Consider the following 23,162-nt stretch of genomic DNA (forward strand, 5'->3'; position numbering starts at 1 on the left):
GTGCATGTGCGCACCTCGATGTTTCGGAATCACTGGAGCACCACGAAAGCGAGCCACCCTGCGGCAAGAAGCACAGGCGGGAGCAGCACGTCGGGAACCAGGTGTTTCCAGTAACGCGCCGCAGAGCCGAAATGCTCACGCTGCCTGGCAAACAGGGCCAGCAGTACCGCCGCCACCCAGAGCAGGAAGAACAGCATCAGGCTGAGCGCGATAATGCTGTTCCAGAACGCGAACCGGTCCAGGTCGCCGAGCCCGCTCATCTCCATCGACGCGTGTGCCTGCCAGGCGGCCGTCAGCGACGCCGCGACGCAGACCAGTTCCGCTGCGGAGAGCAGCAGTTTCAGGCGGCGCAGGGTCGTCATGCTGTGAAGAGGCGGCAAAGCTGAGCGGCCAGGATGCCGAGCCAGGTGCCCACGATGTTGCCCAGGATCGCGAGCAAGAGCCCCACCGAGGCGAGTCCCGGATGGTACACCTCGGCCACGACCGGTGCCGAGGCGACCCCTCCCACGTTGGCCTGGCTGGCGGCCGCGACCAGGAACATGGGCGCCTTCAAAAGGCGTGCGCCGACCAGCAGGAAGAGCGCGTGGATGGCGACGATCAGGAGCCCCGCGGCGATCAGCACCAGGGCGGAGCCGATGCTCGCGACCGAGGCCTTGGCGCCGATGGCGGTCAGCACGAAGTAGAGCAGGTCGTAGCCGGTGCGGGAGGCGCCGGCGCGCTCCAGTTTGCGGACCGGCGAGAAGGAGAGCAGTATCCCGAGCAGGGTCACGATCATGATGGTCCAGGTGTAGCGCGTGATCACGTCCGGGACCTGCGGCAGTTGCCCGGCCAAAAGGTGCGACAGCACGCCTCCTGCCAGGGCGATGCCAAGGGAGGCGGCGATCCCCCCGAGCGTCCTGCGCCCTCCTTTGCTGGCCAGGTGCTGGACCGCCTGTTCACCCAGGTGCTCCAGGACCCCGCGCTCGGACCGGTTCCAGCGGTCGAAGGCCGGCTGCAGCCCCACGATGGCGATCATGAAGCCCATCCAGAGGTAGGGGACCACGGTGTCCACGATGACCATCGGGGCGAAGACCGCGTCGGGAATCGAAAGCGCCTCCTTCACCGCGATCATGTTGGCGCTCCCCCCGGTCCACGACCCGGAAAGGGCGCCGAAGCCGGACCAGAACTGGGAGCCGATCACGGGGCGGAACAGGGCGAAGGAGAGCGCCGCCCCCGCGATGATGCCGGCTGCGCCGATGAAGAACATGGCCAGCGCGGTCGGCCCGAGCCTCAGGATCGCCCTCACGTCCACCGGCAGCAGCAACAGCACCAGGCTCGCCGGCAAAAGCCAGGTCCTGATCAGGGCGTAGACCGGGCTCTCGGTGGAGATGATGCCGAAGGTCGCGGCCAGCATGGGGAGGAAATAGATCCAAAACACCGCGGGCAAAAGGTCGAAGTAGCGCGCGGTGCGCTCGTGGCGCGAAAGCCACAGCACCACTGCCTCGATACCGAGGAGGGAGGCGACGATGAGCAGCGGGTTGCTGATCATGGCAGTTCAGGCACCACGCCTATGCCGCTGCCCGCGCCGGTCAGGTCGAACCTGCCGCTGTCGTCGAGGTAGGGGGAGCGGGACAGGTCTCCCTTGAGGAAGAAGGTGGTGTCGAGGTCGATGAAGTCAAAACAGCCAAGGCCCGCGGCGAAGTGGGCCGAGGCGGTGATGGCCAGGGCGCTTTCCATCATGGCCCCCAGCATGAGCCGCTTGCCGTTGGCCGCGGCGAGCCGGGCGATTTCGACCCCCTCCAGGATGCCGCTTTTCATGAACTTGATGTTGATGGCGCTGACCGCGTTGGTTTCGACGGCGCGCCGGGCCGAGGCGAGCGAGCCGACGCTTTCGTCGGCGCAGACCAGGGTGCCGCTTCCCTCAAGCGCCGCGGTGATCGCGGCGAGCCCCTCCCAGTCCTGCTTGGGGACCGGCTGCTCCAACAGCAGGGGGCGCGCCCCCCCGGCGTCGAGCCGGTCCAGGAAGGCGAGCATGCGCTGCGCGCTGAAGCCCATGTTGGCATCGAGGATGAGCGTGCAGCCCGGCGCCATCTCCCGTACCGCCAGGACGCGCTGCAGGTCCTGTTCTTCGTCTTTGCCGATCTTGATCTTGAAGGAGTCGAAGCCTCGCTGTGCGAACCGCCGCGCCGTGGCGCGGGCTTCTTCGACCGAGCCGATCACCACGGTGATGTCGGTCTTGAAGGTAAGCCGCGGCTGCCCCGCTATCGGCGTGAAGAGCCGGTAAAGGGGGATACCCTGCACCCGGGAGGATAGATCGAGCAGCGCCATCTCCAGCGCGGCCAGCGCGGCGTGGTTGTCGGCGAAGGCGGGGGCGAACTCGCGGCAGACGGCGGCCGGGTCGGTGATCCTGCGCCCGCGCAGCGCCGATGCCGCGCTCTGCAGGTTCTCCAGGGTCTCGGCCACGGTCTCGCCGGTTATGTGCGTCGCGACGGCCGCCTCTCCGAAACCGCAGGCGCCGTCGCTTGCGTGCAGCCGGATGAAGACGTTTTCCAGTTCGTCGTGCTGGCCGGTGGAGATCCTGAACGGCGTCACCAGCGGCGCCCGGACGATGAACGCCAGCGCATCGTCGATTACAAAAGAGACCTTCTCCATATCAATGTTCCTCCGGGGGCGATCGCTTTCCTATCGAAGCTCGTGGTATTGCGGAACATAAAAGTCTAAGGCAACTGACAACGGATTATTGACGATTGACGATGAAAGGCCGGCCTTTCTTTCCTCGTCCCGCAGCGCTCCTCCCCCTGGGGGGGGCGCGGCGATTACTGCAAAGCCTTCAGGATGCGCGGGTGTTCTTCCTTCATGGCGCGGAAGATGAGTGCGATCATGTCGACGATCACTTCACTGGAGAAGTTGTCATGGAAGGGAACCACTACCTGGATAGAGAGGGCATTCCCGGCTTCCACGTACTTCACCATGGTGTACTCGGCATTGAGGGTGTTGATCATCTCGAGCATCGCCGGTTTCTTCTCCGACGGGAACGCGAAATACTTGTAGCAGATAAGTGTAACATACCTGTCGCTGTCATTGAAGAGGGCCATGAGAGAAACCGGGCCGACTTCTTCGATATTCTCCCGGATAACGTACAGGGTGTTGTCTTCGTGGGTGTTCTTCTCCAGGGTGATTTCCTGCCCCTTCAGGTATTGCTCAAACGCAGATGCGTTTTGTGCCATCTTTTTCCTCCTGGAATGCCGCAGTACGGTCGATGGCGGGAAATATATGTGAATATTTATGTGATGTAAATTAAAAAGAGCCGGTAAAAGCGCGTCTATGACAGTCGAGGCGGGGCTTTGGAGAGTGCCTTTTCCAGGATTGCGTCATCGGAGGAGCCAGGCATGGGGAGGAGCGGAAAGGCAAGGGGAGGGGAGCCAGGGGCGGAGGTCCCCCCCTCCCAACCTCCCCTTTGGGGGGTGGAGCCTGCCCTGAGGTGCGACAGGGCGTGCGGACCTCAGGCTACCCAGCAGGCACGTGGTCACCTGGAGCAGCTGTTCCTAGCTCTCGTCGAAGAAGAGCTGGTGTAATTGCGCCAGGTCGACCACGGGTCACCTCCTCTTTATCTGTCGGCCAGGTACTGCTCGATCGTGTAGTTGATAATGCTTCTTTAGTTGTGGGTGTGGTGCTACTTCTAATGAGTAATTTCGCGCAGGATAAGTGTTTTTAGTGACTGTTTTCGCTGGCGACGCGACAAAATTATGTGACAGCGCCAAGGTTATGTTGGAGAGGGGAGGAGGGTCGGCTTGCAGGCTGCGGTGAGAATGATATCGTTGACCGGTTTTTAATCGCGTGGGGCAAGGAGGCGCTATGTTGGTGAGAGTGTTGGCAACGGAGGAAACGGCGAGCCTGGCGGTTTTGAGACTGTTCCTTGCGCTGGTGATGTTTCCTCACGGCGCGCAGAAGGTGCTCGGCTGGTTCGGCGGCCCCGGTTTTTCCGGCACCATGGACATGTTCACGAAGATGATGGGGATCCCCTACCTCTTCAGTCTGATGGCGGTGCTGACCGAGTTCGTGGGGCCGCTGCTGCTGGTCGCCGGGCTTGCCACCAGGATGGCGGCCCTGGTGATGGGCATCGAGATGGCGGTGGCGGCGATCCTGGTGCACCTGCACAACGGGTTCTTCATGAACTGGAGCGGCAAGCAGGCCGGAGAGGGGTTCGAGTACCACCTCCTGGTGCTGGGGATGGCGCTCGCGCTCTTGATAGGCGGGGGGGGGAGCTGGTCTCTGGACCGGCTCATCTCGCGGCGGGTCGAGGCGAGCCGGTAAGGTTACGGCCGGGAGCGCGGGTGCGGCCGCCCGGGGGGCTACTTCAGGAAGCCGTACTCGGTCTTGTAGAAGTCGATCACCGTCTGCACCTTGGCGCTGGGAGCCCCTTTGGTGAAGGCGTAGATCGGGCTGGCTATGGCAATGGTGTCGATGGAGCGGGTGGCGGCGGTGGTCATTTCGTGGGAGACGACGCCGACGCTCCCCGGGACCCTGGCGACCGTTTCCGCTATGTCGCGGTAGGTGGCGGCGGGGTGCCTGGTCGCGGTGACCGGCTCTCCGTCCAGCGCGATGCGGGTGAACTGGACGTTTTGTCCCTCCGTCTCCTTCCCCCAGACCACGACGACGGGGAGGTTCTTGCCTCCGACCTCCTTCCAGTTGCCGATCTTCCCCGTGAAGACCCCTTTCAGCTGCTCTTTCGACAGCTGACGCACGTCGCTGTCGCGGTTGGCGATGACCACCAGCTCGTTGTCCCCTATCTGCGTGGACACGAACGTGGACGGATCAATGACGACCCCGTCCTTCGCGGCGCCGGCGACGATGTCCTCGAGCGGATGGGCACCGGTCGCTATGTCCACCTTGCCCTCGTTGAGGGCGATCAGCCCTTTGACCGCCGAGGATTGCACTATGGTGAGGTAATCCCCGTGCAGCTTCTCATACCTTTTCTTGATGGGGAGGAAGACCGTGTTGATCGCCGTCCCGCCCCCCTCGATCTTTATCTCATCGGCAAAAGCCGGCACACTCAACGCAATACACAACGCCATACTCAACGCGACCGCGACAACTATTCCCTTCATTGCTCCCCCGTCAGCAACCAATGATACTGTGATCAGCGGACTATAGGTTAATGTTCATGTAATGTAAAACAGAAAAACCATCAGCAAGTAAGATACGAGTGGCGGTACTGATACAATACGGACCCTACGAAAGAGCATGGAGGGCATGGCTGGTCCCGATCACGATTTTCCCCGGCCCCGCGATTTTGCCTTTGCCGCGGGAACAAAAGGCACCGGCTGGTTCTTTGTCAGGACGGAGCAGGTGCCGGTGTCGGTGCAAAATTCGACCGGAAAGGAGACCGAGGAGAATCCCAGGGAGGAGTTCTGCGGCGCGGCGCCGTCAAAATGCTGCGGTTCCGGGCGCCAGACCACGAAATGCAGGTAAGAGTCACCGCTTTTGCCCATGGGACTGAGCACGCCGAGCGGGTCTCCTGCCGAAACGACTTTCCCTTCGGAGATCTCTGCGCCGATCCTGCCGATATGCTGGTAGGTGGCGATGGTGGAGTCGTCGTGGAGGATGTCGATCGTGTGGTTTTCCTTGATCCTGCTGATGACACCCTTGCGCGCTGCCAGGACGGTGGTACCTGCGGGCATGGAGAAGGTGATGGCAAAGCGGTCGGGGGGAGGCTGCTCCCCTTCGGCCAGGCTGGCAAACGCTTTCACCTTGCCGCCGAAGGGGAAGCGGTAGCGCTCAGGGCAGCTGTGCTTCGCGGTGTAGACGCCGATGCCCCAGGAGTACGAGTACCTTGCCCGGTAGGAGCTCCCCCTTTGTTCCGGCCTGGCCCGAAAAAGAACCTGTTCGCTGTTGGGAGGGACCACCGCGTAAAGCGGCCCTTCGCCGTCTATCCTCAGGTTGTCCGATCGGTCCCTGTCAATATCCAACACGACCGACACCGGCGCCATGCCGTGGTTGACCGCGGTGATGGCGTGCGTCGTGTCGACCGACCCGTCGGGTACGTAGCCGGGGGGGACGTTCTTGACGTCGCGCACGGTAAAGTCGTAGATTTTCTTCGACCTGGCAGGAGCCGGTTCCTCCGGCAAGGAGCGGGTGGTGTCCGCCGCCTTGGCGAAGGGAGCGCCTTTCTCCTCGGAGATCCGTTCCGGGAGCGCGATGTTCTCGGCGCTTGCCGCCTTGCCGGCCGCAGGAGGCGGATCCCCAAACTTGGCCACCGCGCCGCTGACGCCGATGTAGTTTCCCGTCCGGGCTTTCCCGTAATCCCCGTCATAATCCCACGGCCATGACCCCCTGGAGGGGGAGAGGCCACCGGCGCATCCCACCAAAGAAAAAAGGGACAGCGCTACCATCCATCTGCAATCTTTCACCCTGTACAAGCTCCCTTGTCGCATCCTGACTCTGGACTTTGCCCCGACACCGGCCGTCCTTTCCCGCTTCGCGCTACCGCTGCTACTGCTACTGCTACTGCTACTGCTTGCCGCGCACGCCCCTGTCGTCTATCACCAGCTCCATGCCCGATATCTCGCCGACGGCGGGGAGCTGCTGGGCCTCCTCCTGGCTGTTTCCGCCGTACCAGACGACCTGGCCGTGGCGCTCCACCCGGAGCCGGTACATCCCGCCGGGTACCGGGGTGTGGAACTCGCCGGAGCACTCGCAGATCCTCTCGTCGGCGACGGCGGCCCCGCTCAGGGCGTCGATCGCCGTTAACCAGGCCTGTCCGATCTTCTTCCCTTCCGGATTCATCAGCTTGCCGGAGAACTTCCCCCGGGCCGGCGCCAGGGCGACGGACAGCGGCGGGAGGGCTCCCTCCTTGACGGCCAGCCGGGCCGCGTTCCTGCGGTCGCTCCCTCCATACCACCTGGAGACGTGGTCGCTGTGGCTGAAGAGGATGCGGTAGCTGCCGGGAGCCAGCGAGGGGATGGTGAAGGAGCCCTGGAAATCGGTGCGCGTGTCGGAGAAGGGCTCGTCCTCGCTGCCGCCGTAGACCTCGATCTTGGCGTTGGCGAGCGGGACTCCGCCGGTGTCGGTCACCACTCCGGTGAGGGAGACGCCGGGCTGCAGCACCGCGTCGAGGCCGCCCAGCGTGGCGGTGCCGCTCACCTCCACCCGTGCCGAATCCTCGCGGCGGTACTTCCCTTTGTGCCACTGCACCGGGTACTTCGAATCGCTCTTCTCGAAACGGATGGCGTAGCTCCCCTCCGGGAGGCCGCCGATCTTGTAGTCGCCGGAGATCCCCGTGTAGGCGCTGCCGACCTCGTCCCAGGTGGCGGGGTCGTAGGCGGCGACGCTGACCGAGGCCAAGGGGGCGCCCGCGGGGTCGGTGACCTTGCCCGAGAAGCCCCCCCCCGGGGCGAGCACGATGTTGATGTTCTCGGCGCCACCCGGCGCCGTGACCTGGACCGGCTGCGGCAGTTTCGCCTCCATGTACCCCTGCTCGCTGCCGTCGGCTTTGAGCCGGTAGGCCCCCGACTTGAGCCCCTGGATGGTGAACTTCCCACCTTCCTCGGTGACGGCCGATTCGCCCCTGTCCCCGGTGGCGGCATCCCTGGCGGAGACCCGCACCCTGGCTATCCCCGCCCCTGTGCGGTCTTTGACCGTGCCCGATATCGAGGCGCCCCGTTCCAGTACCACTTCCAGCGGCTGGGAGCCCTCCTTCCCGGAGACGGTCACCGGTGCCGCCTCACCCCTGGTGGCGGCTTTGCCTGACCACTGGGGGAGGTAACCCGGCGCCCGGACTTCCACCAGGTAGGCCCCGTCCGCCACCGCCATGGAAAAGGTGCCGTCGGGTTGGGTGGTCCCGTATTCCGCGCCGCTTTCCTCCTTCGCCTGGGCGGGGTAGACCATCACCGCGGCCTGGACCGGTTCTCCGGAGGAGTCGGAGACCTTCCCGGTCAGGAGTACCCCTTGCCGGAGGAACTGGTTCACCCCCAAAACCGTCTGCGGTGCGGTGACCTCCACGACCTGCGCCTCCTCCTTTTTCGCCGCATCCCGGTAGTAAAGGGGGAGGTGGTGGGTCGAGGTGGCGCGGAAGGAAAGGTGGTAGTGGGCCGAGTCGAGCCCGTGAATGGCGTAGGAGCCGGTCTGGTCGGTGACGGCGCTGCCGCCGCGGGAGTTGCGCTCCAGCGGTTCGGCTATCACGATGACCTCGGGGATGGCCTTGCCGCTTTCGTCGGTGACCATGCCGGCGATCCCGCCGGACTGGCGCAGCACCCCCTTGATCCCGGAGACCGTTGCGGGCGCCGTCACCGTGATGACGGTAGCCTCGTCCGGGTTGGTCTTGCCGTCGTGCCACTGCAGCAGGAATTTCTGCTCCCGGTCTCCGAAGGCGATCCTGTACTTGCCGCTCCCCAGGCCGTCGAGGACGAATTTGCCGGAGGAGTCGCTGCGCGCGAAGACCGGCAGGACGTTCGTGTCGGTGGAGTAGGCGACCGCGTAGATGCCGGGGAGCGGCTTGCTGCCGTCGGTCACGCTCCCAGCGATGCGCCCCCCTTTGGCGAGAGAGCCGTTGATGCCGCTGACCGTCTTCCCCTTGGCGGCTTCCACCACGGTGGGTTCCGTCGCGGACTTGCCGTGCAGCTTGGTGACGTACCCCTTGCGGGCGAAGACCACGATGCACTTGCCCGGGAAGATGCGTACCGAGAAGGCTCCCTTGTCGTCGCTGCGGCCGTCGCTCACGGAAGGTCCGCTCTCCGTGCCGCTGTTTTGGATCACCGTCACCCAGGCGCCGGCCAGCGGCGTTCCCTCGGTGGACGTGACGCTGCCGGTCAGAACCGCCCCCGCCTCGGAGAGCTTGCCGTCGATCCCCTGCTGCTGGTCGCCGCTGACCGTCACCTCCGCGCAGTCGTCCTTCAGCTGTTTCCCGCCGTGCCAGGAGGATTCGAGATCGTTGCCGCTGAAGCGGACCCGGTAGCAGCCGTCGACCACCCCCTTGATCAGGTATTCGCCGTTTTGGTCCGTGACGGCGGAACCGGCCAGGGTGTCGTCGGCGGAGCAGGGGAAGGCCTCCGCAGCGGCCCCGGCTATCGGAGTCCCGGCTTCGTCGGTGATCCTTCCCGCGATGGCCCCGTTCGCTTTGGGGGCGGCGGGCTTTTCCGCGGCGACTGCGGGGTGAACCGCGGCGAGGTGGAAAACGAAAAACAGCAACGCTACTGCCAGTTTCAGCAACTTGATCATCATTCCTCCGGACGGTAAGGAGTCGGCTGTGCTGCCGGAATATATGGGAATACTCATGATCTGTAAATAAAAATAGGATTGGATGGGGCGGCGGCCGTCGGCGGCGGCGACTGGATCAAGAGCCAAAATTATCGGTTGTTGATTGCAGAGCTGCCGTGCTATGCTCCCGAGCTGTCCGTGAAACCGGTATAGTTCGATACGTTGATAGAAAGCGAGGCGCATATTGAAAGGGCAAAGCTTGATCGATTCCATCGGCTCCACGCCGCTCATCGAGATCGACTCTCTCTGTGACAACCCCGCCGTGAAGATCATGGCGAAACTCGAGGGGAGCAACCCCGGCGGCTCGGTCAAGGACCGCCCGGCCCGCCACATGATCCTGGCGGCCGAGAAAAGCGGCGAGCTGACGGTGGACAAGGTGATCCTTGAGCCGACCTCGGGCAACACCGGGATCGCGCTGGCCATGATCGCCGCGGCCAGGGGCTACCGCATCAAGCTGGTGATGCCGGCCTGCGTCAGCATGGAACGGCGCAGCGTGCTGGAGGCCTACGGCGCCGAGATCGTCCTTTCCCCCGGGTGCGAGGCGACCGACGGTGCCATCAGGCTGGCGCACAAGATCTTCGAGGAGCACCCCGGGAAGTACTACATGCCCAACCAGTACGCGAACCCGAACAACGTCCTCGCCCATTACGAGACGACGGGGCCCGAGATCTGGCGGCAGACCGGCGGCGCCGTCACCCACATGGTGGCCGGCATGGGCACGGGCGGCACGCTCATGGGGTTGTCCCGCTTCTTCCGTGAGACGTCGCCGCAGGTCCGGGTGGTCGGCGTCGAGCCGGTGCTGGGGCACAAGATCCAGGGGCTGAAGAACATGCAGGAGGCCATCGTCCCTCCCATCTACGACCCAAGCGCCTACCACCGAAAGCTCGTGGTGGAGGACGACGACGCCTTCGAGACCGCGAGGCTCCTCGCGGCGCGGCACGGCATATTCTGCGGCATGTCCGGCGGGGCCGCCGTTTTCGGCGCGCTCAAGCTGGCGAAGGAACTGGAGTCCGGCACCATCGTGGTCATCCTCCCCGACCGCGGCGACCGCTACCTGAGCACCAACCTCTTCAAATCGATGTGCGCGCAGTGCCCCCCCTGATACGGGACGTCTGCGCTGCAACCACCGAGCCCCGAGGCTATTGCAGCCGCGGGGCTTTTTTCGTGGTGCCGTCTCGGGGCATGATCGGAAAACGTTAAAGTGACCGTCCGCTTTTGCCGATATTTCACTTTGTTAGCCACGACAAAGTCAGGAGGCGGGGTATGCAAGTTGCGACGACGCAAAGCTCGACGGCTCTTCCACTTGTAGGGCAGCCATTTAAACGCAGCGAGACCGTTGGCGCCGAGACCGTTCCGGGTGCGGCTGCAACGGACCGGGTGGACGTCTCGGACCAGGCGCTGGCAGCATCCAGGGAGGCCGGTGAAAAAACGTCGGCAACCGGGGACGCGACGCTGCAGCTGCTGGGGGACCTCCTAACCCGGATCACCGGCGGCGACGTCCAGCAGTTGAGTTACCAGCAGACCGAACTCTCCGCGGAGCAGGCCTCGCTTTCCTTCAGCGGAACCATCTCGACCAAAGACGGCAAGGAAGTGAGCTACGGTCTGGAACTGCAGTATGATCATTTCTCCGTCGAGCAGCGCTCCGCCACCCTCCAAAGCGGTGCCGAGGGCATCTCCCTCGGCTACCAGGGGAGCACCGCCGAGCTTACCGACAGGAGCTTCGGCTTCACCCTGGCGGCAACCGCAGGGGGCGAGGTGTCGACCGGAAAAGGCGTGTTTCATCTGAACGACGAGGTGAGCCGGATCGCCAAGGAGATGAAACCGGCGGTGAAGGAGTTCCTGGCCGCGACCGGCGCCCATGGGGGGTGGGGCCAGGTCAACCGACTGCTGCGCTCGACCGTCTGACCTGGCCACAAACTGTACAAGACCAAAGCCCCGGACACAGTCACGGGGCTTTTTATTTGATGAACGTGGGGAGCCGCTCCCTGATGAGCAGGTGCTCCCTTTCCCTTTCATGAGTGTTTTGGTACAATGTACTCGTCTCCCGACCGGCTGCCAGCCGCTTCACTGGCCCAGGAAGAGGCGCACAATGAGACCGCTGCACATACTGCTTACCGTCCTGATACTCCTGGGTGCAACCATCCTCCCCTCTTCTGCATCCGAAAAGATACGATCCCTATGCGAAATCCACTATCCCACCGACTACCTCTATGAGTGGGACTGCGTCAAGGTCACCAGCAAGGACTCCCCCTACAAGATCTTCGGCAAGCAGTGGCAGGACGGCCTGCGCTTCAACCGCATGGACCGGCGTCATTTCCTGGCCGGCATGTCCGTCAAGGTTCCCAAGCACATGGAGGACATCAAGGAGTTCAACCCCATGCCTCCCTTCTACCACGATGCGGAGAAGGAGCCGCAGTTGATCCTCATCGACCAGAACGAGATGTTCCTGGGAGCCTACGAGTTCGGCACCCTGGTCTTTTCGGCCCCGGTCGCGGTCGGGGTGGAGGAGTACCGCCTCAGGAACGGCAGCTACCGGGTGGATGCCGTCGATCCGGTGCACGAGTCGAGCCTCTTCCCGGTGGAGGGGACGGATCGCCCCTACCCGATGCATTACGGGCTGCGCTTCCACGTGGACAAGAAGGATGACGGCTGGACCTCCTATTGGATCCACGGCCGCGACCTCCCCGGCTATCCCGCCTCCCACGGCTGCATCGGGCTAACGGACGAGGAAATGCAGCTTGCCTATTACGGGGAGCCTGCCAAGCCCCTGCTCATGGACGCGAAGACGCTCTACCGCTGGGCGGTCGGCTCGCGAGACACCGGCAGGCTGCAGAGGTTGCGCGGACCCGCTGTCATCATCATGGGTGAGCCGCAGGTGCCTCCCGACCAGCTGCAGCCGCTTGCCGAACCGGCGGCTGCGCCTCCTGCCCAGGTTGGGCCGTCGGGTCGGGCGCCGGGACCGTAACGCTTCTGCCGGAAAAATTGCCGTCCCGCTGTCCATTTCCCGTTTCCGGTGTATATTCTCATGGTGCCCAGGTTCCGGGGCGTCGCTCCCTGCAGCAGCAGTCGCCACATCTCTTGATCAGTTGATCTGTCTTTCCAACAATCGATCCAAGTTCGCAGCCAGCAGCCTCGACCCTTCCGGCCGAGCGTGTCGACGCGTCCGCCCTGGACCGAAAACGTCACAGCGAGGGTAAAAATATGATCGTCAAGCGCGGCAGCGTGGTGAGTCATGCAATGGCGCAGCAATGGGGAATCGGCAAGGTGGTCGAGGTGGACGACATCAGGGCCACCATCCGCTTCAGCGACGGCATGGTCCGCAAGATCATCTCCTCGCACTTCAACGACCTCCATCCCGCCGACCCGGCCAGTTACCATCCGCCGGTGAAGGAGCAGAAGGCGCGAGAGAAAGGGCGCACGGGGACGCCGCGGGCCAAGACGCCCCGTGCTGCTAAGGCGCCCCGCGGCAAGAAGGCCGCGGCCGGGGCGACCCCGCAGTAGGGCTCGGAGGCGGCAGCGGGTAGTCGAGCTGCGCAGTGCCGGTTCCCGTCGGTGCAGGGGACGGCGGGTCGTATAATTGTCACTTGCCACGGGGGGAAATGCCGTCATAATTTCTCTCATGAGATCAGCGACCGCAGTTGCCGCGGGAGGAGGAGAGCCATGCAATGCCCGGTATGTAAGAACCATGCGCAGGTCGACACCAACCTACATTCGGAGGGGTTCAAAGAGGGGATCACGGAATGCAGCGTCTGCGGCACGGTCTGGTCCGCAAACCACGGCGTCATCGAGATCGTCAAGGACCCCCAGGCGGAATCGTTTCTCCAGGCCGCGAGCGAGCCCGTCGAGGGGGACGATTACAGCCTCACCCTGGACGGCAAGTCCTGAGTCCCCGTTCCTGCTATTCTCCCAAAGAATCCCCCTCCCCCCGGAGGGGGATTCTCTCTTTCAGCGGCTTTTTCCTCATCCTTTTCGCAACTCCTCTCCTCCCGGTGCCGGTAGCGTTGACACCCCCGTTTGATTTAGCGTAACCTGTGCGAGTTGTCCGGACTCAGGGGGAGAGGCGATGAAAACCTTCAGCATCATCGGTTGCGGCGCAGTGGGTAAGACTGTGGGACGCCTGCTGCGGCAGTCGGGCACCGTGGAACTCAGGGACATCCTGACCCGTTCTGCGGCCAGCGCGCAGGCGGCGGCCGATTTCATCGGGGGGGGGCGCCCGGTCGCCGATTTCGGGGAACTCGAGCGCGCCGACCTGTACCTGGTGGCCAGTCCCGACGACGCCATCGCCGGCTGCGTCCGGGGGCTCTGCCGCACCGAGCTCCTCGACCGGCACACCACGGTGTGTCACCTAAGCGGCGCGCTGGGGAGCGAGGTGCTGGGACCCGCCGCGGCTCTGGGGGCGCAGGTGGCGAGCGTTCATCCGGTGAAAAGCTTCGCCGACCCCGCCGTCTGTGTCGGGGATTTCGCCGGGACCTGGTGCGGTATCGAGGGGGACCGGGAGGCGCAGGAACTCCTGGGAGCTCTTTTTAGCGGCATCGGCGGGAAAATATTCAGCATAGACCCCCGTTTCAAGACCGTTTACCACGCCGGCTCCGTGCTGGTCTGCAACTACCTCACCTCCCTGCTGGAGGCGGGGCTCAGGGCCTACCAGAAGGGGGGGGTCCCCCGCGAGACCGCGCTGCAGGTCATGGAGCCGCTGGTGCGCAGCACCGTCGACAATGTCTTTCGCGTAGGCACCGCCGGGGCCCTGACCGGCCCCATCGCCCGCGGCGACGCGGGAGTCGTGGCCCGGCAACTGGACGCACTGGAGAGCTTCGACGGCGAACTGGCGTCCATCTACCGCGCCCTGGGGAGCGTCGCGCTCGAATTGTCGCGCGAGCGAGGGCAGGCATCGCCCCCCGGGCTGGCGGCGATCGAGGACCTGCTGGCGGCGCGAAGGGTGGGAGTGTCGTAGTCATGTCTTGCTGCCTGAAGCACGAGCCGCGGAAAACCCGGGAACTGCTGGATGCGGTGGTGAACGGGACCTCGGATCTGATCTACGCGAAGGACCTCGAGGGACGTTACCTGCTCATCAACCGCGAGGCGGCCGAGTGGTACGGCAAACCGGCCGAGGAGATCCTGGGGCTGGACGACAGCGACCTCTTCCCGGATGAAGTGGTGCAGGTCCTGCGCGAAAACGACCACCGGGTGATGGCCTCGGCCGCCAGTTCGACCCTGCAGGAACGGGTCGTCGACCGGCTGGGGCGCCCCTGCGTCTTCCTCTCCACCAAGGGACCCCTCTTCGACGCCAACGGCCGTGTGAGCGGCATCTTCAGCATCTCCCGGGACATTACCGAGCTGGTGCAGGCCCAGGAACTGCTGCTCGCCAACCAGGAGCAGCTAAGTGCGCTGGCCATCGAGCTGTCGTTGGCGCAGGAAAAGGAGCGCCGCCGCATCGCCGCGGACCTGCACGACGAAATCGGGCAGAACCTGGCCCTGGCCAAGTTGAAGCTCAGCGACTGCCGGCAGGATTTCAAGCTTCCCGCCGCCGCGACCCGGACGGTCAGGGAACTGGAGCTTCTGCTCGAGCGGACCATCCAGGAAGTCCGCACCCTCACCTTCCAGATCAGCCCTCCGCTGCTGTACGAGGTGGGGTTGGAGGCGGCGCTGGACTGGCTTGCGGAACAGTTCCAGGCAAAGCACAAGTTGCAGGTGACGGTCGAGAGCGACCTCCGCTCCCCGCTGCACGAGGAGCTGGGGGCGGCCCTCTACCACGTGGCGCGCGAACTCCTGGTGAACGTGGTCAAGCACGCCCGGGCCGGGAAGGTCTCCATAACCCTCAGCGAAACGTCGCAGCGGCTCGAACTCAAGGTTTCCGACGACGGCAGAGGCTTTCCCACCCAGGCCGACGAAGGTGGGGTGAGGTCCGGGTTCGGCCTCTTCAACATCAGGCAAAGGGTGCAGCATCTCGGCGGCCAATTGGAGTTCTCTTCAGGCCCCGGCGGCACCGAGGTCACGGTCCGCGTCCCCCTGTCCGACGCCGACCATTAACAACGCAGGGAGTTCGCGATGATACGCGTGATGATAGTGGACGACCACAGCATAGTCCGGGAGGGGATACGGATCCTGCTGGAGAAATTTCCGGACATCATGGTGGTAGCAGACGCCGACAACGGCCGGTCCGCCCTGGAGATTGCCGGGGAGGCCTCGCCCGAAGTCGTGCTGATGGATACCAGCATGCCGGGCATGAACGGGATCGAGGCGACCCAGCGGCTCGGCGTGGAATGCCCGTCGGCGCGGGTACTGATCCTCTCCATGCACAAGGACAAGCGCTTCGTCGCCCAGGCCTTCCGGGCGGGGGCGCGCGGCTACCTGCTCAAGGACTGCACCTCCGCCGAGCTGGTGCACGCGGTGCGGGCGGTGGCGGCGGGCGAGATCTACGTCTGCTCCGGCATCATCGGCGTGGTCATCGACGACTACATAAAGAGGATCCCCGATTCCTTCGGACAGAGCGATGCGGCGCTGACCCCGCGGGAAAGGGAGGTACTGCAGCTGATCGCCGAGGGGAACAACGCCAAGAACATCGCCTTCCTGCTTAAAATCAACGTGAAGACCGTCGACACCCACCGTCAGCAGATCATGAAGAAGCTGAAGCTGTACTCCATCGCCGAACTGACCAAGTTCGCCATACGGGAAGGGGTCACCAGCCTGGAGAATTGACAAGATCAGGAAAATTTCCGCTTCACCTCATATAAACCCTGATATCGAGACCGGTTTCTATTTGTTAGAGTTGCCTTTCATTTGCGATCTTAAACCACCTCGCGAAAGCAACTACCGGGACCGATGCGGACTACAAAAATCCTCCTTGCCGACGACCATACGCTGATCCGAGAATGCCTGATCGCGATGCTTGAGAAATCCCCCGAACTCGAAGTCGTGGCCCAGGCCGCGAGCGGGATGGAGGCCGTGCGGCTCACCTACGATCTGCAACCGGACATCGTCCTCATGGACCTCATGATGCCCGACGGCAACGGCATCGAAGCGAGCCGCTGCATCCTCAGCGCCTTTCCCGAAATGAAGGTGCTGATCCTCTCCATGTACGGCGATGCCCGCTCGGTGCGGCAGGCCCTGGACGCAGGGGCGCGCGGGTTCCTGGTCAAAAGCAGCCCGTCCGACGAGATCATCGAAGCCATCCGCATCGTTTCTGACAACGGTTTCTACCTGAGCTCCCACGTGCAGGGGGTCCTGGAACACGAACTTGCATCGGCAGCCGGGAGGTTGCCGCTCACCTCGCGCGAGGAGGAGGTGCTGGTGCTGATGGCCCAGGGGAGGAACTCCCGGGAGATCGCCGTCCTGCTCCAGATCAGTCCCAAGACGGTGGAAACCCACCGCATGCACCTCATGAAAAAACTGAACCTCACCAGCATCGCCGGCCTCACCAAGTACGCCATCAGGGAAGGACTGCTGCCGCTCGATTGATCGCCGGCCGCACGCCTGCCTGTCCTGCCTCACCCCTCTTCTGATGTTCTTCACATGCTCCCTCGTCTTTACGTGTCCGCGCCGCCGCCCGCGACTCGTCGCCTCTTCCGCGACTAGGCCAAAATGCCGCCCGAACCTGGCCTTTTTCTGATTCACGGCGTGCCTTTTCTGTCGATGAAGCATGGGACGGTCGGCGAGGATCCCACACGCAGCGGGTGACTCGCAAAGCGACAACCACACCCAGAGGACGGAGCGAACATGAAATGGTTCACCAATCTGAAAGTCGGCACTAAGCTTGTTGCGGCGTTTGTAGCGGTATCGGTCATAACCGCCGTGGTAGGCATCATCGGCATCCGCAACATGGGGACCATCAACGAGAAGGCAGATGAGATGTACCTGAGGGAACTGATGGGGGTCTCCTACATCAAGGAGGCCAACATCAACCTGATCTACGTCTCGCGGGCCGAAAAGAACTTTCTCCTTGCCACCAACCAGCAGGAGCGGGAGAAGTACGTCACCAACATAAACAAATACAAGGCCGGCTATAAGGAGTGGCTGGACAAAGCGAGGCCGCTGTTTTATTCGGAGAAGGGGAAGCAGATCCTGAAAAAGCTGGAGACGGCGAACGACGAGTGGTTTGCCCTGCAGCAGAAGGTGATCGAGCTTGGGATGCGTGACAAACTCAACGACAGTTCGCCCGCGGTGGCTCTTTCCTTCGGAGAGGCGCACATAAAGCAGAATGCGGTAGACGACACACTGACGGAGTTGGCCCGGCTTAAGGAGGAAAACGCAAAGGATGCGTCCGTGGAAACCACCAGGATCTACAAGGCGAGTCTCACCCTGATGGCGGCTCTGGTGGCGGGAGGCGTCCTGATAGGCCTGGCACTGGGAATAATCATCTCGCGCATGATCAGCGTACCGCTCAGGCGCGGCGTGGAGTTTGCGGCCGCCGTGGCGGAGGGGGATCTTACCCAGACAGTGGACGTCGACCAGAAGGACGAGGTCGGGCAACTGGCGGCGGCCCTGAATATCATGGTGGCGCGCCTGAAGGGAATCGTCGCGGAGGTGAAGAGCGCCTCGGACAACGTGGCGGCGAGGAGCCAGCAACTCTCCTCCGGGGCAGAGGAGATGTCGCAGGGGGCCACCGAGCAGGCGGCCTCCGCCGAGGAAGCCTCTTCTTCCATGGAGCAGATGTCGTCCAACATCCGGCAGAACGCGGACAACGCGATGCAGACCGAAAAGATCGCGGTGAAGTCTGCCCAGGATGCCCGGGAAGGGGGACAGGCCGTCCAGGAGACGGTAGGCGCCATGAAGGAGATCGCCGGCAAGATCGGCATCATCGAGGAGATCGCACGCCAGACCAACCTCCTCGCCCTGAACGCGGCCATCGAGGCGGCCAGGGCGGGGGAGCACGGCAAGGGGTTCGCCGTTGTCGCATCCGAGGTGCGAAAGCTTGCCGAGCGCTCCCAGAAGGCGGCCGCGGAGATCAGCGAGCTTTCGGCGAGCAGCGTGGATGTCGCGGTCAAGGCGGGGGACCTGCTCGTGAAGATGGTTCCGGACATCCAGAAGACCGCCGAACTGGTACAGGAGATCAGCGCTGCCAGCAAGGAGCAGGATACCGGGGCGGATCAGATCAACAAGGCGATCCAGCAGCTGGACCAGGTGATCCAGGCCAACGCGGGTGCGTCGGAAGAGATGGCCTCGACCGCCGAAGAGCTGTCCAGCCAGGCCGAGCAGCTCCAGACCGCTGTTTCCTTCTTCAAGATCGGCGACGAGCGCACGAGAAAGGCGGCTTCTGTGTCCAAGGCGGCGCCCACCGCCCAGCCCGGCGCGGCGCACGGCAAGCAGTTCACCCGTTCCAAAACCGCAACACCCGGCGGTACAAATGCAGCGGTGAAGAAGGTCGTGGGACACGACCTCGACCTGAGCGACAAGAGCGTGAGCGACGCCGATTTCGAGCAGTACTAGCCTTCACTTGATCGGCGTCCTGAGGGACGCCTGCGGTGCCATGCCATCAAGCGCCGTCCTCCGGGACGGCGCTTTTTTTTACGTTTCCCCTCCCCCCGGGAGAGGGTGCCCGAAGGGCGGCCGAGGCAGATGGCAGAAGCGACAGCGGTGCCGACAGCGGTGCCGACAGCGGTGCCGACAGCGGTGCCGACAGCGGTGCCGACAGCGGTGCCGATGGCGGCGCCCTCACCCCCAGCCCCTCTCTCGGAGGGAGAGGGGGGGCATGGCGTTCGGTGGGAGGGGGGAGAGACGGAGAAAAGAAAAGCCTGGAGTACGCGCAAAAAAAAGGGCAGCCGCTCGATGCGGCTGCCCCCCTTTGTTATTCTATGCTTTTCACCCCGCTAGGCCGCGGCCCCTTCCAGCTCCTGGACCATTTCCAGTTCGCCGCCGGTAAAGACCTTGTCGATGTCCAGGATGATGATGAACTGCTCGTTGTGCTTGCCCATCCCCTTGATGAAGTCGGTGTTCAGCTTGGTGCCGATGCGCGGCGGCGGCTCGATCTGGTCCGGCTCCAGGTCCATGACCTCCTGGACCGCGTCGGCCATGGCCCCCATGACCACCTTCTCGCCCTCCAGCTCCACCTCGACGATGATGACGCAGGTGTTGACCGTCTGCTCCGCCATCGCCATGCCGAACTTCAGACGCAGGTCCACCACCGGGACCACGCTGCCGCGCAGGTTTATGACACCGCGCATGTAGTCCGGTGTCTGAGGCACCTTGGTGATGGACGTGAAATCCAGCACTTCCCGTACCTTGCCGATGTCCAGGGCGAAAAGCTCGTCCTCCAGCTTGAAGGTCAGGTACTGGGTGGTTTCCGTGATTGTCTCGACCGCCATGTTTGCTCTCCTCTCTCAGTGTTGACTATCGGTGCGCCCCGCTATGAGTAACGACGAAATAAGGGGTTGGCTCGAACCGGGCCCGCGGCCGTGCAGCCGGAACCCATTGACTATATCGACACTTTCTCATGCAGGTTGAGCCAAAAAAAACGTGCTTAGTAACTTATAATCTGTCCGGGACTTCCATGACCGGGGGGAGAGGGGCGAGGGGAGGAGGTGGCGCAGCGGTCCCAGGCAGGATGCCGCTGCGCCGGCGGGAATCGGTTGCTAAAAGCTCTCGAAGGCCTCGTCGCTCAGGTCCAGTTCGACGGCATGGCCCGCCGCACGGGTGAGCGGATGAGCCTGCGCGGCCACCTTCTTAGCCGGCTTGGGTGCCGCCTTGCGCGGGGCGGTCGCCGTCGAGGCGGAGTGGGCCACCCTGAAGAAGCTGATGGTGTGCTGCAGCTGTTCGGACTGCGAGGCGAGCTCTTCCGCGGTGGCGGACATCTCCTCGGCTGCAGAGGCGTTCTGCTGGATCACCTGGTCCAGTTGCTGGATCGCCTTGTTGATCTGCTCCGCTCCGGTGTCCTGTTCCCTGCTCGCCGCGGTAATTTCCTGTACCAGCCCGGCCGTTCTCTGGATGTCCGGGAGCATGGTCGACAGCATGGCGCCGGCGGTTTCGGCCACTTCCACGCTGGAGGAGGAGAGCTCCGAGATCTCGGCTGCCGCCTTCTGGGAGCGCTCGGCAAGCTTTCTCACCTCGGAGGCGACCACGGCGAACCCCTTGCCGTGCTCGCCGGCACGTGCCGCCTCGATGGCAGCGTTCAGGGCCAGCAAGTTGGTCTGGCGCGCGATTTCCTCGATGATCGAGATTTTGCCGGCGATCTCCTTCATCGCGGTCACCGTCTGAGCCACCGCCTTGCCCCCCTCCTGCGCGTCCGCCGCTGATTTTACCGCTATCTTCTCGGTCTGCAGGGCGTTGTCCGCGTTCTGCCTGATGTTGGAGGACATCTCTTCCATGGAGGAGGAGGCTTCCTCCGCGGCGGCGGCCTGCTCGGTGGCGCCCTGGGACATCTGCTCGGCGCTGGAGGACATCTGCTGGCTGCCGGCCGCCACGTTGTCCGCCGCGTTCTTGACGTCGTTGACCACCTCGGACAGCTTGCCGACCATGTTGGCCAGCGAGCGCATCAGCTCGTCTTCGGCGGAACGTTCGGTGATGGTCACGGTGAGGTTGCCGCCGGCCACCTCCCTGGAGGCGGCGGTGATGGTTTCGGTGGCCCGGATCAGCACGTTCAGGTTGTTCTTGATCTCGTTGAAGTCACCCTTGTACTCTTCGGTGATCTCGGGGGGCATGTTCCCCTTGGAGATGCGCTCCACATATTCGGCCGCCACGTTGAGCGGGCCGATCACCGCGTCGAGGGTGCCGTTCACCCCTTCCACTACCTCGCGATAGGCGCCCTGGTGCCGGGAGACGTCCGCGCGGCTGGCCAGTTTCCCTTCCATGGCGGCAGATGAGAGAGCCATGGTGTCCGCCACCAGCCCCTTGATGCTCGCCACCATGGTCTGCATGGCCCGAAGAAGCTGCCCCGTCTCGTCCTTTCCCGTCTCGGGGATGCTGACGGAGAGGTCCCCCCGCGCCAGCTTTTCGGCAATGTCGACCCCGGTGCCGAGCGCGCGGCTGATCATGCGGGAGACCAGGACCGCCAGGAAGGCCCCGATCAGGACCGCGGCCACCAGGGCGGCGATGATCATCCAGCGGGAACTTGCATAGGTCCGGGTGGCGCGGTGCGCCGCCTCCTCGGCCCCCTTGTCGTTCATGGCCACACCCTTCTCGATGGAAACCACCGCCTCGTTGAAGCTCTTGGCGCCGTCACCCTGCAAAAGCGCCAGGGCCTGCTGCTTCTTGTTCTGGCGGGAAAACTCGATGACCTTCTGGTGGTCTGCCAGGTACTGGCCCCACTCGGCGGTGAACTCCTGCAGGCTCCTTTTCTCCTCCGGGGTATCGGCCACCTTCTCGTACTGGGCCGTCACCTTCCTGATGCCGGCGATCTCCTCTTCCAGGGTCTTCTCGCATTTTTTCATCTCTTCCTGCGTGGTGGCCAGGACGTGCTGGAATTCGGTGTTGCGCACGTCCCCCATCCCTATGCGCATGTCGTCCAGGGCGTTTACGCCTGGCAGCCACTGTGTGGTGACCTCGACGGTGTCCTGGTTCAGGCGTGCCAGCTGCCAGATGGAGAAGAGTCCCAGTGTCGTGGCGAGCAGCAGTACCGACGCTACGACCGCCAGGATCTTCCCGCCGATCTTCATGTCATTGAACCATTTCATGTCTCACTCCTCTTCTTGGTTGGTGTCAGGGCCGCTGCCGCGGCCGGTCGTGCTGCCGGGGTTACGCGTTCACCGCAGCCGCATCCTCCATCTCCTGGACCGCATCCAGGTCGTGGCTGCTGAAGATCCGGTCGATGTCCAGGATGATGATGAACTGTTCGTTGTGCTTTCCCATCCCCTTGATGAAGTCGACGTTCAGGTTGGTGCCGATGCGCGGGGGAGGCTCGATCTGCTCCGGCTCGAGGTCGAGCACCTCCTGGACCGCGTCGGCCATGGCTCCCATGATCAGCGTTTCCCCTTCCAGTTCAATCTCGGTGATGATGACGCAGGTGTTTACGGTCTGCTCGGTGCCGTTCATGCCGAACTTCAGGCGCAGGTCGAGCACCGGCACCACGCTGCCGCGCAGGTTGATCACCCCCCGCATGAAGTCAGGCGTCCCGGGCACCTTGGTGACCGAGGTGAAATCCAGCACCTCCCGGACCTTGCCGATATCGAGCGCGAACAGTTCCTGGTCGAGGTTGAAGGTCAGGTACTGAATTGTCTCAGTGATGGTCTCAACTGCCATGGGACGTCCTCCTGTTTCTGTTAAGATACTGGTGTGACCCTAGCTGTTGGGGAGGTCTATGTCAGAGGCGGGGTGGGATCGGTTGAACTATCTGTATATATCGGCCTCATTGCCGGCGGATTAAGAAAAATTTTCGATGAGCCGTAGGAAAGTTGGATCTGCTGTGTTCTGAAAGTCCTAGACTTCGTCTCTCGTTCGATGCATTATGTGCCCCTTTGTGTGAGATATGATTGAACTTATTGACCTGCGGCTATGAATGGGGGTACAGGAAATACAGGAGGATGACATGGATGACACGATGAGAAGAAAAGACCGGCAACTTTCGGCGCGGGCCGCCAACGAGATCCTGGCACAGGGGAGCATCTGCCAGTTGGCAATGGCGGCGCAGGGGGAGCCCTACCTGGTGACGCTGAACTACGGCTACCGGGACTCCGCCCTGTATTTCCACTGCGCGAAGGCGGGGCGCAAGCTGGAAATTCTGGAGCAGAACAACCGGGTCTGCTTCACGGTAGTCGAGCACGGCGCAGTCCTGCCCGCGGACAAGGCCTGCGATTTCACCATGAAGTACCGCAGCGTGGTCGGGTACGGCACCGCGCGGGTGATCGACGGCTACCGGGAAAAATGCGAGGCGCTGGGTATAATCATGGCTCAGTACGCCCCCGGTGACAGTTTCGAGTTCCCGGAGGCGACCCTGGCCGCAACCACGGTTTTCGTCGTGGACATCTCGTCCATGGCTGCCAAGAGCAACCACTGACCCCAAG

22 protein-coding genes are annotated in these 23,162 nt (G+C 63.4%); 12 read left to right on the forward strand and 10 right to left on the reverse strand.

The genetic code is table 11. The annotated features are described in order from the left end of the window. Window positions 1-29: 29 nt before the first annotated feature. The 4 genes from KP003_RS04480 to KP003_RS04495 all read right to left on the reverse strand — a co-directional run bounded on the left by KP003_RS04480 (window position 30) and on the right by KP003_RS04495 (window position 3,206). A complete protein-coding gene (locus tag KP003_RS04480) occupies window positions 30-380 on the reverse strand; it encodes a hypothetical protein (protein WP_217300398.1) in 351 nt (116 codons plus the stop codon). Further along, entirely contained in the window at window positions 359-1,528 is a 1,170-nt protein-coding gene (locus tag KP003_RS04485) for a DUF819 family protein (protein ID WP_216498419.1), read from the reverse strand. The genes KP003_RS04480 and KP003_RS04485 overlap by 22 nt, the downstream gene beginning before the upstream one ends. Further along, entirely contained in the window at window positions 1,525-2,631 is a 1,107-nt protein-coding gene (locus tag KP003_RS04490; protein ID WP_216498418.1) for a dipeptide epimerase, read from the reverse strand. Before KP003_RS04490 ends, KP003_RS04485 begins: the two co-directional genes overlap by 4 nt. Before the next feature lie 164 nt (window positions 2,632-2,795). Then, the gene (locus tag KP003_RS04495; protein ID WP_216498417.1) at window positions 2,796-3,206 is read right to left on the reverse strand and encodes a YbjN domain-containing protein; all 411 of its coding nucleotides are present in this window, start codon (window positions 3,204-3,206) and stop codon (window positions 2,796-2,798) included. A gap of 628 nt (window positions 3,207-3,834) precedes the next feature. Here KP003_RS04495 and KP003_RS04500 point away from each other — a divergent pair. Beyond that, on the forward strand, window positions 3,835-4,293 hold the full coding sequence (locus KP003_RS04500; protein ID WP_216790738.1) for a DoxX family protein: 459 nt from the start codon (window positions 3,835-3,837) through the stop codon (window positions 4,291-4,293). 38 nt (window positions 4,294-4,331) lie between these two features. On the opposite strand, the gene KP003_RS04505 is transcribed toward KP003_RS04500, so the two are convergent. The 3 genes from KP003_RS04505 to KP003_RS04515 all read right to left on the reverse strand — a co-directional run bounded on the left by KP003_RS04505 (window position 4,332) and on the right by KP003_RS04515 (window position 9,195). Continuing rightward, on the reverse strand, window positions 4,332-5,087 hold the full coding sequence (locus tag KP003_RS04505) for a substrate-binding domain-containing protein (RefSeq protein WP_216790740.1): 756 nt from the start codon (window positions 5,085-5,087) through the stop codon (window positions 4,332-4,334). Between the two features lie 159 nt (window positions 5,088-5,246). Then, window positions 5,247-6,236 carry a M23 family metallopeptidase gene (locus tag KP003_RS04510; protein ID WP_217300399.1) on the reverse strand — a complete coding sequence of 330 codons (990 nt, stop codon included), beginning with the start codon at window positions 6,234-6,236 and terminating at the stop codon, window positions 5,247-5,249. Between the two features lie 253 nt (window positions 6,237-6,489). Then, a complete protein-coding gene (locus KP003_RS04515) occupies window positions 6,490-9,195 on the reverse strand; it encodes an MSCRAMM family protein (RefSeq protein ID WP_217300400.1) in 2,706 nt (901 codons plus the stop codon). 223 nt (window positions 9,196-9,418) lie between these two features. Here KP003_RS04515 and KP003_RS04520 point away from each other — a divergent pair, with 223 nt between their 5' ends. The 10 genes from KP003_RS04520 to KP003_RS04565 all read left to right on the forward strand — a co-directional run bounded on the left by KP003_RS04520 (window position 9,419) and on the right by KP003_RS04565 (window position 18,657). Beyond that, entirely contained in the window at window positions 9,419-10,336 is a 918-nt protein-coding gene (locus KP003_RS04520; RefSeq protein ID WP_216498408.1) for a PLP-dependent cysteine synthase family protein, read from the forward strand. Window positions 10,337-10,497: 161 nt separating this feature from the next. Continuing rightward, window positions 10,498-11,139, forward strand: coding sequence for a hypothetical protein (locus tag KP003_RS04525; RefSeq protein ID WP_216498407.1), 642 nt, complete (start codon window positions 10,498-10,500; stop codon window positions 11,137-11,139). Window positions 11,140-11,323: 184 nt separating this feature from the next. Then, on the forward strand, window positions 11,324-12,199 hold the full coding sequence (locus KP003_RS04530) for a L,D-transpeptidase (RefSeq protein ID WP_216498406.1): 876 nt from the start codon (window positions 11,324-11,326) through the stop codon (window positions 12,197-12,199). Between the two features lie 236 nt (window positions 12,200-12,435). Beyond that, window positions 12,436-12,735 (forward strand): DUF3553 domain-containing protein, encoded by a 300-nt coding sequence (locus KP003_RS04535; RefSeq protein WP_217300401.1) that lies wholly within the window; start codon window positions 12,436-12,438, stop codon window positions 12,733-12,735. Window positions 12,736-12,894: 159 nt separating this feature from the next. Further along, window positions 12,895-13,119: a hypothetical protein gene (locus tag KP003_RS04540; RefSeq protein ID WP_216498404.1), complete on the forward strand. Its 225-nt coding sequence runs from the start codon at window positions 12,895-12,897 to the stop codon at window positions 13,117-13,119. Window positions 13,120-13,297: 178 nt separating this feature from the next. After that, the gene (locus KP003_RS04545; RefSeq protein ID WP_217300402.1) at window positions 13,298-14,185 is read left to right on the forward strand and encodes a Rossmann-like and DUF2520 domain-containing protein; all 888 of its coding nucleotides are present in this window, start codon (window positions 13,298-13,300) and stop codon (window positions 14,183-14,185) included. 2 nt (window positions 14,186-14,187) lie between these two features. Then, window positions 14,188-15,261: a PAS domain-containing sensor histidine kinase gene (locus tag KP003_RS04550; RefSeq protein ID WP_217300403.1), complete on the forward strand. Its 1,074-nt coding sequence runs from the start codon at window positions 14,188-14,190 to the stop codon at window positions 15,259-15,261. Between the two features lie 18 nt (window positions 15,262-15,279). After that, window positions 15,280-15,930 (forward strand): response regulator transcription factor, encoded by a 651-nt coding sequence (locus KP003_RS04555; protein ID WP_216790754.1) that lies wholly within the window; start codon window positions 15,280-15,282, stop codon window positions 15,928-15,930. 123 nt (window positions 15,931-16,053) lie between these two features. Further along, the gene (locus KP003_RS04560; RefSeq protein ID WP_217300404.1) at window positions 16,054-16,689 is read left to right on the forward strand and encodes a response regulator; all 636 of its coding nucleotides are present in this window, start codon (window positions 16,054-16,056) and stop codon (window positions 16,687-16,689) included. Between the two features lie 258 nt (window positions 16,690-16,947). Further along, window positions 16,948-18,657 carry a methyl-accepting chemotaxis protein gene (locus tag KP003_RS04565; protein WP_217300405.1) on the forward strand — a complete coding sequence of 570 codons (1,710 nt, stop codon included), beginning with the start codon at window positions 16,948-16,950 and terminating at the stop codon, window positions 18,655-18,657. A 380-nt stretch (window positions 18,658-19,037) separates the two neighbouring features. On the opposite strand, the gene KP003_RS04570 is transcribed toward KP003_RS04565, so the two are convergent. From KP003_RS04570 to KP003_RS04580, 3 genes are all read right to left on the reverse strand, one after another. Then, window positions 19,038-19,532: a chemotaxis protein CheW gene (locus KP003_RS04570; RefSeq protein WP_216498399.1), complete on the reverse strand. Its 495-nt coding sequence runs from the start codon at window positions 19,530-19,532 to the stop codon at window positions 19,038-19,040. 267 nt (window positions 19,533-19,799) lie between these two features. Continuing rightward, window positions 19,800-21,836 carry a HAMP domain-containing methyl-accepting chemotaxis protein gene (locus KP003_RS04575; protein WP_217300406.1) on the reverse strand — a complete coding sequence of 679 codons (2,037 nt, stop codon included), beginning with the start codon at window positions 21,834-21,836 and terminating at the stop codon, window positions 19,800-19,802. 61 nt (window positions 21,837-21,897) lie between these two features. Further along, window positions 21,898-22,401, reverse strand: a complete 504-nt coding sequence (locus KP003_RS04580; RefSeq protein ID WP_216498397.1) for a chemotaxis protein CheW — start codon at window positions 22,399-22,401, stop codon at window positions 21,898-21,900. 286 nt (window positions 22,402-22,687) lie between these two features. On the opposite strand from KP003_RS04580, the gene KP003_RS04585 reads away from it, so the two are divergent. After that, a complete protein-coding gene (locus KP003_RS04585) occupies window positions 22,688-23,155 on the forward strand; it encodes a pyridoxamine 5'-phosphate oxidase family protein (protein ID WP_216498396.1) in 468 nt (155 codons plus the stop codon). The last annotated feature ends 7 nt before the right edge of the window (window positions 23,156-23,162 follow it).

It is taken from the genome of Geomonas diazotrophica (genome assembly GCF_019063885.1).
Classification (GTDB): Bacteria; Desulfobacterota; Desulfuromonadia; order Geobacterales; family Geobacteraceae; genus Geomonas; species Geomonas diazotrophica.